Below are 13000 nucleotides of genomic sequence, written 5' to 3'. Positions count from 1 at the left end.
GGCTTGAGAATTAGCAGTGTTGCCGGCAGCCCACATTGTTGCCCAAACTACACGGTCTCGAATTGCAGCCGCGCGAGCCGTGCATAGAGGCCGTTGGCGGCGACCAGCGAGCTGTGCGTACCCTGCTCGACGATCCGGCCGCGATCCATGACCAGGATGCGGTCGCAGGACAGCACCGTCGCGAGGCGATGCGCGATCACCAAAGTGGTGCGGTCCTTCATCAGGCCCTCGAGCGCGGTCTGCACCAGGGTCTCGCTTTCGGCATCGAGCGCCGAGGTCGCCTCGTCGAGCAGCAGCAGCGGCGCATCGCGCAGGATGGCGCGTGCGATCGCGATGCGCTGGCGCTGGCCGCCCGAGAGCGTGACGCCACGCTCGCCGAGCTGCGTCTCGAAACCTTCCGGCAGCCGGCGGATGAACTCGGTGGCATGGGCGAGATCGGCGGCGCGCTCGACCTCGGCATCGGTCGCCTCGGGCTGGCCGAAGCGGATGTTCTCGCGCGCGCTCGCCGCGAACACGACGGACTCCTGCGGCACCAGCGCCATGCGCTCGCGCACCTTGCGCGGATCGGCGGAGCGCACCGGCACGCCATCGACCGAGATCACGCCGGAGGCCGGATCGTAGAACCGCAGCAGCAGATGAAACAGCGTGCTCTTGCCGGCCCCGGACGGACCGACGATCGCAACCTTCTCGCCGGCACGGATCGCAAACGACACGTCCTCGAGCACGCGCACATCCGGGCGGCTCGGGTAGGCGAAGCTGACGCGGTCGAAGCCGATGTCGCCGCGCGCCGGCTCGGGCAGCACCGCGGGCCGCGCCGGTGCGGTGATCTCCGGCTGCACGTGCAGCAGCTCGAACAGCCGCTCGGCGGCGCCGGAGGCGGCCGAGACTTCGCCCCAGACCTCCGAGAGCTGGCCGAGCCCGGCGGCGGCGAACGCCGCGTAGAGCACGAACTGGCCGAGCCGGCCGGCGCTGATGTTGCCGGTCAGCACGTCGTGCGAGCCGACCCAGAGGATCGCGACGACGCTGGAGAACACGATGAAGATGATGATCGCGGTGAGCACGCCGCGCGCCTTGGTCGAGACCCGGGCCGCCTCATAGGCCTGCTCGACCTCGCCGCCGAAGCGCCCCGCCGCGAGCTTCTCGCTGGTATAGGCCTGCACCGTCCTGATCGCGCCGACCAGTTCGGACGCATAGGCCGAGGCATCGGCCAGCGTATCCTGCGCATTGCGCGACAGACGGCGGACCCAACGGCCGAAGGCGACCAGCGGCAACACGATCAGCGGGATCGCCAGCAGCACGAACAAGGACAGCTTCGGGCTGGTGAACACCATCATCGCCGTGGCGCCGAGAAACAGCAGCAGATTGCGCAGTGCGATCGACACCGAGGCGCCGGCCGCCGACTTGATCTGGGTGGTGTCGGCGGTCAGCCGCGACACCAGCTCGCCGGAGCGCGCGGAATCGAAGAACGACGGCGACAGCGACATCAGGTGTGCGAACACGTCGCGGCGGATATCGGCGACGATGCGCTCGCCGATCGTCATCACCAGGTAGTAACGGGCGGCGCTGGCCAGCGCGAGCACCGCGACGACCGCGATCATGACGCTGAAATAGCTGTTAATCAGCTCGATGCCCTTCGGCGTGAAGCCGAAATCGATCATGCGGCGGACCGCGACCGGCACCAGCAGGGTGGTCAGCGCTGCGACCGTCAGCGAGATCAGCGCGAGAACGGCGCGGCCGCGATAGCGCGCGATATAGGGCGCGAGCGCCAGCAGGGGACGCAGCTTGGAGCGGCGGACCGGGACGGGCGGCTCCGTCAGCGCCTCGACCGCCGCGACGGCGTCCTCGACCGCCTCCTGCGCCGAAGGCGCAGCGCTCTGCCGCTCGTCAAGCCGTTCCACTGCACTCATGGGATCACCTTGGGGCCACCTGAGAATTCATCCAATCTGCCGTTCTGATAGGCCTGCGGCACCGGCCTTGGCAAATCCGGTAACATACCAAGGTGCCGACGCGCGCCCTGGCTTGTTTCGCGACCTTGGCTTGTTTTGGGCGGGACCTTGGGCTATAGAGCGCGCCAATTGTCCCCCTTCAGTGACGACAGGATCAGGCGCGGCCGCGCCCCGTCATGTCGTCGCATCGCGCCGTAGGATCTGCCATGAAAGCCGACATTCACCCGAATTATCATACGATTACGGTCGTGATGACCGATGGCACCGAGTACCAGACCCGCTCGACCTGGGGCAAAGAGGGCGACAAGCTCAACCTCGACATCGACCCCAAGTCGCACCCGGCCTGGACCGGCGGCACCCAGCAGCTCATGGATCGCGGCGGCCGCGTCTCGCGCTTCCAGAAGAAGTTCCAGGGCTTCCTCAAGAAGGATTGATGCCCTCTTGCCCGTTGGGCGCAGGCCTTCAGGCCCGCCTGGATGGGTCGCTCACAGCAAAACGCCCCCGGAAACGGGGGCGTTTTTGTTTGTGCCGGGGTGGCTCTCCGCGGGCGGCTCGGCGAACCGAGCCGCGGAGCATGGGCCGCTTACTGCTCGAAAGCGGCCTTCAGCCGGTTGAGATGCGGCACCAGCGGATTGCCGATCGCGCTCTGGTCCGGCGGCGGCGAATGGATGGTCTGATCGAGGCGGCGGACCCGCGTCTGCAGGCTCATCGAGCGCGTGATCAGGTCCTGCAGCTGCTGCGGCAGCTTCTCGAGCTGGTCGACCGGGCCTGGATCGGCGGCCGTGAGCTTGACCTTGGTCTTCTCGCGGTTGGCCTGGCTGAGGGTCATCTCGCCCTCCTTCACCGCCCGGTGCAGCAGCAGCCATGACGCCAGCTGCATCAGCCGGGTGGTGAGGCGCATGCTCTCTGTCGCGTAGGTCAGGCTGACGGTGCGGTCGAGCGCCTTGGCCTCGTTGCGGCCCTCGCCGTCGAGATAGGCCGCGGTCTCCTCGACCAAATCCATGCCTTCCCGGAACAGTGCGCCGAAAGCGGCAGAGTTGGTGAGCCGCTCATTGAACTGAACAAGAGCGCCATCGCCCAGCAAACGGTCCGACATGGTGAACGCCTCTTTAACGCGACTGTTTACGCAACCCGGCAACCGCGCCGGTATGATGAACAAATCATTGCGCGACGGCTTTTCAGAGTCCAGCAGCAACGCCGTTTATGGTTTCCACGGCGTGGGGCGGACGCGGCGCGCCCCGCTCACAGGGCAACGCAAAAAAAGAGCCGCCGTTTCCGGCGGCTTTAAAGTTGATAACAGGGAGGCGTCAAACAGAGTGGACAGGAGCCACTCGGTGTCCAAACGAGGACGGTTCGGTTGTAATTGCGAAAGCTTAATCAACCGTAAATGGCAGTCATTTTTCAAACTTCGTTAGCCATGTCGGCCACTGGCCGACCGTATTCCTACGTGAATGCTACGCGCCTGGATGGGCTCACGACTTGAAGATGCTGGCCGCTGCATCGCGGGACGCCCGCTTCTTGGCCACGGCCTGCTCGATCCGCTCTATCTCGGAGCGCAGCAGTGCGATTCGGCTGGTCAGTTCCTCGACCGACAGCATCGAAAGATCCTGCCCGATCTCATGCGCCTTGGCCTGGCGCGGCCGGTCGTCGTCCTCGTTTGCCATCTCGCCGTCTCCCGGTTGCCAGCGGGGCCCGGGCTGGCTTAAGCACGCCGCAGCACCCGCTCGATCACTCGTTCAAGGATTTCTCATGGAACAGCTGCCCGCGCAAATGACCGTGGTCGCCATCAGCCAGCCGGGCGGACCCGAGGTGCTGAAGCCCGAGATGCGGCCGCTGCCGAAACCCGGCCCCGGCGAGATCCTGATCAAGGTGAAGGCGGCCGGCGTGAACCGTCCCGACGTCGCGCAGCGCTCCGGCAGCTACCCGCCGCCCCCCGGCGCCAGCGATCTGCCCGGCCTGGAAGTCGCCGGCGAGGTCGTGGCGCTCGGTGAAGGCGCCGTGCGGCACAAGATCGGCGACACGGTGATGTCGCTGGTGGCCGGTGGTGGCTATGCGCAATATTGCATCGCACAGGACGCGCAAGCGATGGCCGTGCCTCCGGCGCTCTCGATCCTGCAGGCCGGTGCCCTGCCCGAGACGCTGATGACCGTCTGGCACAACGTGTTCGAGCGCGGCGGCCTGAAGGCCGGCGAGACCCTGCTGATCCATGGCGGCTCCTCGGGCATCGGTACCATGGCGATCCAGCTCGCCAAGGCGTTCGGCGCCACGGTGCTGGTCACGGTCGGCTCGCAGGACAAGGCGGACGCCTGCGTCAAGCTCGGGGCCGACCGCGCCATCAACTACAAGACCGAGGACTTCGTCGCCGTGGTCAGGGAGGCGACCGGCGGCAAGGGCGCCAACGTCATCCTCGACATGGTCGGCGGCGACTACATCGAGCGCAATTACGACGCCGCGGCCACCGATGGCCGCATCGTCCAGATCGCCTTCCTGTCCAGCCCCAAGGCGACCGTCAATTTCGTCAAGCTGATGGTGAAGCGCCTCACCCATACCGGTTCGACCCTGCGGCCCCGCAGCAATGCCGACAAGGCGGCGATGGTGGCGGCGATCGAGGCCAAGGTGATGCCGTTGCTGCGCGAGGGCCGCATCAAGCCGTTGATGGACTCGACGTTTCCACTGGTGGATGCAGCGAAAGCTCATGCGCGCATGGAGACGAGCCAGCATATTGGCAAAATTGTGTTGGAAATCTAGGCGACGTCTAAACAGAGTGTGTGTGGAATCTCTTTGATTTTCCTCGCTTTCGTGCCAATGATCGCGCACACCTGAAGCGTGCCTGGAACGGCTCCTCATCCGTTGCGAACGTGACTTTAAGTTTGAGCTGTTTCGCTGTGGTCTGGTGTCGAACGCGGAGTTTTGACATTGCGTCTGAGCAGGTGCCTGGCGTCGTTGGTGGCGCTGGGCCTCGTGATGTGTGGTGCCGTTGCCCCCGCTCAGGCCGTTGACGCCGTCAGCGTTCGCAGCGACGCGCCTGCCATCGACCTGACCGGCATCCTCGATCATCAGCGCAGCGAGAACGACCGCATCCAGGTCTCCACCGCCCCCGGCACCGACGGCATCGTCCGTCGCATCGAGGTGCGGGCCCGCGAAGGCGGCCAGAACTGGATCGTGTTCGCGCTGGCCAACAACACCGACGATCAGCTCGACCGCCTGATCGTGGCGCCGCACTACCGCGTCGTCGGCTCCGGCGTGATGTGGCCCGATCTCGGCCTGTCTCGCATCGCCACCATTACCCCCTCGATCGGCGACCTGCCGGAGCGGCAGGAGAGCCCGACCGCCGACGTCTTCCGCGTCACGCTCGATCCCGGCTCGGTCGTGACTTTCGTCGCCGAGCTGCGCACCGACAAGCTGCCGCAGCTCTATCTGTGGGAGCCGGAGGCCTACAAGGACAAGGTCAACTCGTTCACGCTGTACCAGGGCATCGTGATCGGCATCTCAGGGCTGCTTGCGCTGGTGCTGACCATTCTGTTCGTGGTCAAGGGCAGCATCATGTTCCCGGCCGCCGCGGCGCTGGCCTGGGCGGTGCTGGTCTATATCGGCGTCGATTTCGGCTTCTGGGGCAAGGTCCTGGACATGTCGAACAACGCCGAGCGTGTCTGGCGCGCCTCCGGCGAGGCGATCCTGGCGGCGACCCTGCTGGTGTTCCTGTTCGCCTATCTCAACCTGTCGCGCTGGCACGTGCGCTATTCCCACATCACCCTGGGCTGGCTGTTCTTCCTAGGATCGCTGGTCGCGGTGGCGCTGTTCGATCCGGCGGTCGCCTCGGGCATCGCGCGGATGTCGCTGCTCTTGATCGCGGCGCTCGGCTTCGCGCTGATCGTCTATCTCTCCAGCCACGGCTTCGACCGGGCGGTGCTGCTGATCCCGACCTGGTTCCTGCTCACGGTGTGGGTCGCCGCCGCAGGCCTCACGGTGGCCGGCCAGGTGACCAACGACATCGTCGGCCCCGCGCTGCTCGGCGGCCTCGTGCTGATCGTGATGCTGATCGGCTTCACGGTGATGCAGCACGCCTTCGCCGGCGGCGGCGCCACCACCGGCATCGTCTCCGACGTCGAGCGCCGCGCGCTGGCGCTCGCCGGCTCCGGCGACCTGATCTGGGACTGGGACGTCTCCGCCGACAAGGTGTTCACCAGCCCCGAGACCGAGAGCCTGCTCGGGCTGAAGCGCGGCACGCTGGAAGGCCCGGCCGCGAAATGGCTCGAGGTGCTGCATCCGCTCGACCAGGACCGCTTCCGCGCCGCGCTCGACAGCGTGCTCGACCAGCGCCGCGGCCGCCTCGTCCAGGACTTCCGGCTGCGCACGCCCGACGGCCATTTCATGTGGTTCGCGCTCAAGGCGCGGCCGGTGGTCGGCTCCGATGGCGAGGTCTCGCGCGTGGTCGGCACCCTCACCGACGTGACCGAGTTCAAGAATGCCGAGGAGCGCCTGCTTCACGACAGCGTGCACGACAATCTGACCGGCCTGCCGAACCGCAAGCTGTTCATCGACCGCCTCGCAGCCGTCGCCAATTTCGCCAAGACGATGCCGACCCTGCGGCCGACCCTGATGGTGATCGATCTCGACCGCTTCAAGCAGGTCAACGATTCCGTCGGCATCGCGGTCGGCGATTCCATCCTGCTGACCCTGGCGCGGCGACTGTCGCGCATCCTCAAACCGCAGGACACGCTGGCGCGGCTGGCCGGCGATCAGTTCGGCCTGATCCTGCTGTCCGAGCAGGATCCGGCCCGCATCACCGCCTTCGCCGAGACCATCCGCAAGACCATCCGCGCGCCGATCGCCTTCAACGAGCGCGAGATCTTCCTGACCGCGTCGATCGGGCTGGCATTGTCCGACCCGCAGACGCAGTTGTCGGAGGACATCATCAAGGATGCCGAGCTGGCGATGTATCACTCCAAGCGCATCGGCGGCGACCGCATCGACGTCTACAAGCCGGCGATGCGCGCGCGCAAGAACGACCGCCTGACGCTCGAGAGCGAGTTGCGGCGCTCGATCGAGCGCCAGGAGATCACGATCCTGTACCAGCCGATCGTGCGGCTGGAGGATCGCTCGATCGCCGGCTTCGAGGCCCTGGCGCGCTGGGATCATCCGAAGCTCGGCCGGATGTCGCCGAGCGAGTTCATCACCATCGCCGAGGAGATCGGCCTGATCGTCGATCTCGGCACCTTCGTGCTCGACCAGACCGCCCGCCAGCTCTCGGTGTGGCAGCGCGCGACCAGGCTGCGCGAGCCGATCTTCGCCAGCGTCAACGTCTCCTCGCGCCAGCTGTTGCGCCACGACCTGATCCACGACATCCGCTCGGTGCTGGCGCGCTCGTCGGTGGCGCGCGGCACGCTCAAAATCGAGCTGACGGAATCGCTGGTCATGGAGAACCCGGAGCACGCCGCGCAGATGCTCGCGCGCATCCGCGAGCTCGGTGTCGGCCTGTCGATCGACGATTTCGGCACCGGACACTCCTCGCTGGCCTATCTGCAGCGCTTCCCGTTCGACACGCTGAAGATCGACCAGTCCTTCGTCCGCACGACCACGCGCGGCACCCGGCCGGTGATCCTCAAATCGATCATTGCTCTGGCCCACGACCTCGGCATGGACGTGGTCGCGGAAGGCGCAGAGTCGGATTCGGATGCGGTCGAGCTCTATCAGCTCGGCTGCGAATACGCCCAGGGCTACGCCTTCGGCGAGCCGATGGATGCCGACGCCGCGATGCGGCTGCTGACGGAAGAGCGGCTGGAAGCGGCGAGCTGACACGATCCGGACATTTGATCTGATCCGGGCCGGCACAGACGCCGCGTGAGCGTGGCCCCACAGCTTCCGGATGCATCTTTTCTTTTTGAAATCTTGAGGTAGACTTACCTCAGTACCGCGTTGGCGTGCCGGCGACGTATTGCCAATGCGCGCACTGATGCAGCAGGAGGCTCGCGACAGTGCCGTCAGCGACAAGTCTAGTCGGTCTCGAATTGCGACAGCGCGGCCAGCGCACGGCGATAGTTGTCGGCGCCGAGCCGGCGGGCCACGCGTTTCTCGTGCGCCGCGACGGCGACATTCGCCTTCCTGAGGATCACGCGGCCGCGCGGCGTCAGCCCGAGCGCATGCGCCCTGCGGTCCTGTTCGGAGCGCTCGCGCACGATCAGTCCGGCCTTCTGCAGATGATCGAGCAGCCCGACCATGCGCGCGCGCTCGATGCCGAGCGCGCCGGCGATCGCGATCTGCGTGGTGCCGGGATTCGCCGCGATCGTTTCCAGGATCGAGTACAGGATCACGTCGAGATCGACGGCCGCGAGCGCCGCGTTGACGTCGCGGAAAATCCAATGCTGCAGGCGGCGGACGAAATAGCCGAGATGGTTCTCGAGCTCGCCGAGGCCGATCCCGGCCTCCGGCCCGACGGCCTCTCGTTGCGTTCGTGCGCTCTTGGACATGCTGGCTCGCTGACATGAGACGCTCCTGCCTAGACCGGAGCCATCGCGAGAACAAGCAGCCACAATTGGTCACATCCACAATAATTGCAAACTGCAACTATTCTGTTAGGCTGCCGGGCAATGAATACGAGTGGGAGGGAGAGCCATGCCGTTACAGATGACGACGACTGTCTGCACTGCGGCAGCAATGCGGCGGTGCGCACGAGCTGATCGCGGCGCTGTCTCGACCCAGCGGGAGGATCACGTATCAACCGGCAATATTCCCTCTGACGAAGTCTGGCACGTGACGGGGGCGTTCCATGACTAACGCAGAACGCCATCCTCTGCCCGAACCTGCGATGTTCGCCGCACCTTCCATCGAGGCGCACAAGCGCGACGACGGCGCGATCATCCTGCGCTCGCGCATGCCGCTCCTGCCCTTCGCGCGCTGTACCGGCGAATGGCTGGAGCATTGGGCGCGCACCGTGCCGGACCGCACCTTCCTGGCCGAGCGCCGTGACGGCGGCTGGACATGGCTGACCTATGGCGAGACGATGACAGAGGTCCGTGCCGCCGCCGCCTGGATGCTGGCGCAAGGACTCGGTCCGGATCGTCCGCTCGCCATCCTCTCGGACAACAGCATCGCGCATGCGGTGCTGGCGCTGGCGGCACAGCATGTTGGCATTCCCGCCTGTGCGATCTCGCGGGCCTATTCGCTGATGTCGACTGATCACGAAAAGCTGCGGGCGATGATCCGGCTGCTCGATCCCGGCGCGATCTTCGTCGCTTCGCACGGTCCATTTGCCCGTGCGCTTGCAGCAATCGAGGGCCTGCATCGCGCGAGGATCGTGGCCGGCGATGGCGATGGGGCCAGCGCCGTGCCGCTGCAAACCTTGCTGACGACAACGCCAGGCCCGGAGGTGGACCGCGCATTTGCCGCTGTCACACCGGATACGATTGCAAAACTGCTGTTCACGTCGGGCTCCACCGGGCAACCCAAGGCGGTGATCAACACGCACCGGATGCTGACGATGAGCCAGCAGGCCAAGGGGCAGCTATGGACGTTCCTGCGCGAGGTCGAGGGCGGCCCGGTCATCGTCGACTGGCTGCCCTGGAGCCACACCTTCGGCGCCAACCACAATTTCAACCTGGTGCTCGCCCACGGCGGCTCGATCTACATCGATGGAGGCAAGCCGGCGCCCGGACTGTTCGAGACCTCGCTCGCCAATCTCAGGAGCATGGTGCCGACGATCTATTTCAACGTGCCGCGCGGCTTCGACATGCTGGTCGCGGCCTTGAAGGCGGACGACGATCTGCGCCGCAAGTTCTTCACCGGCGTGAAGTGCATCCTCTATGCGGCCGCCGCCCTGCCGCAGAACCTGTGGGACGCGCTCAACGAGATGAGCCTGGCCACGATCGGCCGGCCGGCGCCGCTGGTCTCTGCCTGGGGCGCAACCGAAACGTCGCCGCTCGCGACCGACTGCCACTTCTTCGCCGAGCGCGCCGGCAACATCGGCGTGCCGATTCCCGGCACCGAGCTGAAGCTGGTGCCGACAGGCGAAAAGCTCGAGGTTCGCGTGCGCGGACCGAATGTGATGCCGGGCTACTGGAAGGCGCCGGAGATCACCGCCGCCGCCTTCGACGAGGAAGGCTTCTACAAGATCGGCGACGCCGTGAAGCTTGCAGATCCCGAGCATCCCGAGCGCGGCCTGTTCTTCGACGGCCGCATCACCGAGGATTTCAAGCTCAGCTCGGGCACGTGGGTGAACGTCGGCGCATTGCGCGTCGCCGGCATCGCCGCGCTGGCGCCGCTGGCGCAGGACATCGTGATCGCCGGCCACGGCACTGACGAGGTGCATTTCCTGATTGTGCCCAACATCGCCGCCTGCCGCAGCAAGGCCAGGCTACCGGATGCGGCCTCGGTCGGCGAAGTGCTCGCCCATCCGTCCGTACGCGATGGCATTGCGCACGGGCTGGCCAAGCTGCGCACCGAGGCTGTGGGATCGTCACGCTATGCGACGCGGGCGCTGCTGATGGCCGAGCCGCCCTCGCTCGACGCCGGCGAGATCACCGACAAGGCCTACATCAACCAGCGGGCGGTGCTCTCCCGACGCGCCAATCTGGTCGCGCGGCTGCAGGATGACGCGGCGTCCGACCTGATCAGGCCGAGCACGAGCAGCTGAGCGCGACATAGAGCCAACGTTCGCGCTGGATGATTCGAAGAAAGCGGTGAGCATCTCGAATGAGATGCTTCTCGCTCCCATCGACAAGATCGACGAACTGCGGGCGACGCGCGCAGCCGTCGTTGACGCCGACCTAGGCGGCCTCATCGTTGCCGACAACGTGCTCGAGATTGGCGAGGCCGGCACAAGGCCGCACCCGCGCGCTTCGCGGACAAAGACGACGGTCCGGGCTTCCCTGCTCGGCAGGCCGATCAACTACACGGCTCAAGCCAACTGAATCGGATTAACACGTGTTAGTTCCGCCGTCGTAGAACTACGGATGGAACGGCCCATCTCGGTAACAGAGGACCACTGACATTTAACCCGCCATAAACGGCGTTTCGTTAAAATGTCAGTAGTTCCACCTGCCTCTGGCTTCCGGATCCATCAATGGCTCAGCCGCGTTTCTCCCTCGCTCTTCGCATCTATGCGATCATCGGCCTGTCCTTCTGCGGGCTCGCCGGCCTTGCTGCAACGCAGAGCCAAAACCTCGACACCGCGCTGAAGGATCAGCGACAGAGCGAGCTGACGCATCTGACGGAGACCGCGCTCAGCATTGCCCGCGAGGAATACGACTCCATCGCGCGCGACAAGGTCGCGCCGGAGGCCGCGCAGAAGAAGGCGGCCGAGCGGATCGGCAAGCTGCGCTACGGCAACGGCGACTACTTCTGGATCAACGACATGGCTCCGAAGATGGTCATGCATCCGATCAAGCCGGAGCTGAACGGCCAGGGCCTTGCCGACAACAAGGATCCGAACGGCAAGCGGCTGTTTATGGAAATGGTCGACGTCGTCAAGCGCCAGAAGGCCGGCGTCGTCGACTACATGTGGCCGAAGCCCGGCAAGGATGCGCCGCAGCCGAAGATGTCCTACGTCGCCGGCTTCGAGCCCTGGGGCTGGATCATCGGAACCGGCGTCTATGTCGACGATCTCGAAGCCCAGATGTGGGAGAGCAAGCGCAGCGTGTTCATCGCCGCCGTCCTCGTGATGCTCATCATCGGCTCGATCACGCTCGTGATTGCGCGGCGGATGTCGTCGGCATTGGCGGCGATGAGCGGCGCGCTGACCGAGCTCGGTCACGGCAATTTCGACATCAAGCTGCCGGGACAGACTCGCAGCGACGAGCTCGGCGAAATGTCGCGTTCGATCGAGCAGTTCAGAATCAAGACCGAGGAGAAGGCACGGCAGACTGCGATGCTCGAGGACGAGCAGCGCCAGGTCGCCGAGCGCATCAAGAGCAAGGCGCTGAAGGAAATGGCCGAGGCCGTCGAGCAGGCGGCGAGCACGGCCGTCGGCGAGGTCGCCGAAGGCACCGGCCACATGGCCAGCAGTGCCAAGTCGATGACCGATAGCGCGCTGACCCTGGAGCGCAATTCGAGCAGCGTCGCGGCCGCGGCCGAGCAGGCGCTCGCCACCACGCAGACCGTCGCCAGGGCGTCCTCGCAACTCGCCGCCTCGATCTCGCAGATCTCCAGCCAGGTGAACTCGTCGCGCGAGCTGACGCGCAAGGCCGTGGCGGCCTCTTCCGAGGCGCAGGCGACAATCGCGAAGCTGTCGGAGGCGGCCGACAAGGTCGGTGCGGTGACCAGCCTGATCAGCGAGATCGCGGGCCAAACCAACCTGCTGGCGCTGAACGCGACCATCGAGGCGGCTCGCGCCGGCGAAGCCGGCCGCGGCTTCGCGGTCGTCGCCTCTGAGGTCAAGTCGCTCGCCGAGCAGACCGCCAAGGCGACCAGCGAGATCGCGCAGCAGATCGCCGAGATCCAGGATTCGACGCGCGCGTCGGTGACCTCGATCGGCGCGATCGGCGAGGTCATCCGCAACGTCGAGGCGGTGTCGTCCGGGATCGCCGACGCGATCCAGGCGCAGAACAGCGTCACCATCGAGATCTCGCGCACGGTCGAGGAAACCTCGGCCGCCGCGCGCGAGGTGGCGAGCCAGATTGCCGAGGTATCGCGCGAGGCCAGCGAGGCCGGCCGCCGCTCCACCGACATTCGCGACGGCTCAACTGTTGTCGCCGACAAGGTGCAGAAGTTACGGACGGAACTGGTGCGGGTGATCCGGACCTCGACCACCGATGTCGATCGCCGTCTCTCGACGCGGCTGAACATCAATCGCCCGGGCACGCTCCAGGCCAATGGCGAACAGATCAGCATGACGGTGCGCAATCTGTCGCTCGGCGGCGCGCTGCTCGAGCAGGTCCCGGTCCGGCTGTCAGTCAACACGCCGGTCACGTTGGCGATCGCCGGCATGGTGTCCGACCTGCCGGGCACGGTTACGCGCGTCGGCGACCGGACGGCGCTGGTGCAGTTCACGCTCAATCCCGAGCAGAGCGCGCGCCTGACGGCCCTGGTCTCGGATCGTCAGGCGGCGTAGCGGCCCGCAA

10 protein-coding genes are annotated in these 13000 nt (G+C 66.1%); 6 read left to right on the top strand and 4 right to left on the bottom strand.

What is annotated here, in order from left to right; translation table 11 throughout:
- Positions 1-47: 47 nt before the first annotated feature.
- The gene (locus ACQR1I_RS03030; RefSeq protein ID WP_434865691.1) at positions 48-1907 is read right to left on the bottom strand and encodes an ABC transporter ATP-binding protein/permease; all 1860 of its coding nucleotides are present in this window, start codon (positions 1905-1907) and stop codon (positions 48-50) included.
- A 245-nt stretch (positions 1908-2152) separates the two neighbouring features.
- On the opposite strand from ACQR1I_RS03030, the gene rpmE reads away from it, so the two are divergent.
- Positions 2153-2380, top strand: a complete 228-nt coding sequence (rpmE, locus tag ACQR1I_RS03025; RefSeq protein ID WP_015664357.1) for a 50S ribosomal protein L31 — start codon at positions 2153-2155, stop codon at positions 2378-2380.
- Positions 2381-2529: 149 nt separating this feature from the next.
- Here the strand turns inward: rpmE and ACQR1I_RS03020 are convergent, their stop codons facing one another.
- Complete coding sequence (locus ACQR1I_RS03020; protein ID WP_434865690.1) at positions 2530-3042, bottom strand: DUF1465 family protein; 513 nt, start codon at positions 3040-3042, stop codon at positions 2530-2532.
- 376 nt (positions 3043-3418) lie between these two features.
- A complete protein-coding gene (locus tag ACQR1I_RS03015) occupies positions 3419-3610 on the bottom strand; it encodes a DUF1192 domain-containing protein (protein ID WP_434865689.1) in 192 nt (63 codons plus the stop codon).
- Between the two features lie 85 nt (positions 3611-3695).
- Between ACQR1I_RS03015 and ACQR1I_RS03010 the strand changes: the two genes are divergently transcribed.
- Both ACQR1I_RS03010 and ACQR1I_RS03005 read left to right on the top strand, forming a co-directional pair.
- Complete coding sequence (locus ACQR1I_RS03010) at positions 3696-4694, top strand: NAD(P)H-quinone oxidoreductase (RefSeq protein ID WP_434865688.1); 999 nt, start codon at positions 3696-3698, stop codon at positions 4692-4694.
- A 168-nt stretch (positions 4695-4862) separates the two neighbouring features.
- Entirely contained in the window at positions 4863-7742 is a 2880-nt protein-coding gene (locus ACQR1I_RS03005) for an EAL domain-containing protein (RefSeq protein ID WP_434865687.1), read from the top strand.
- 197 nt (positions 7743-7939) lie between these two features.
- Here the strand turns inward: ACQR1I_RS03005 and ACQR1I_RS03000 are convergent, their stop codons facing one another.
- Positions 7940-8413: a MarR family winged helix-turn-helix transcriptional regulator gene (locus ACQR1I_RS03000; protein ID WP_434865686.1), complete on the bottom strand. Its 474-nt coding sequence runs from the start codon at positions 8411-8413 to the stop codon at positions 7940-7942.
- A gap of 299 nt (positions 8414-8712) precedes the next feature.
- On the opposite strand from ACQR1I_RS03000, the gene ACQR1I_RS02995 reads away from it, so the two are divergent.
- The 3 genes from ACQR1I_RS02995 (at position 8713) to ACQR1I_RS02985 (ending at position 12990) form a co-directional block, all read left to right on the top strand.
- Complete coding sequence (locus tag ACQR1I_RS02995; protein ID WP_434865685.1) at positions 8713-10575, top strand: feruloyl-CoA synthase; 1863 nt, start codon at positions 8713-8715, stop codon at positions 10573-10575.
- Between the two features lie 46 nt (positions 10576-10621).
- Entirely contained in the window at positions 10622-10852 is a 231-nt protein-coding gene (locus ACQR1I_RS02990; RefSeq protein ID WP_434865684.1) for a hypothetical protein, read from the top strand.
- Between the two features lie 152 nt (positions 10853-11004).
- Positions 11005-12990, top strand: a complete 1986-nt coding sequence (locus ACQR1I_RS02985; protein ID WP_434865683.1) for a cache domain-containing protein — start codon at positions 11005-11007, stop codon at positions 12988-12990.
- Positions 12991-13000 lie beyond the last annotated feature (10 nt).

Origin of the sequence: Bradyrhizobium sp. HKCCYLS2038 (assembly GCF_051167655.1) — a bacterium.
Lineage (GTDB): Bacteria > Pseudomonadota > Alphaproteobacteria > Rhizobiales > Xanthobacteraceae > Bradyrhizobium.
Note: the sequence above shows the minus strand (reverse complement) of the source record. Positions and strands in the feature narration are given on the sequence as shown.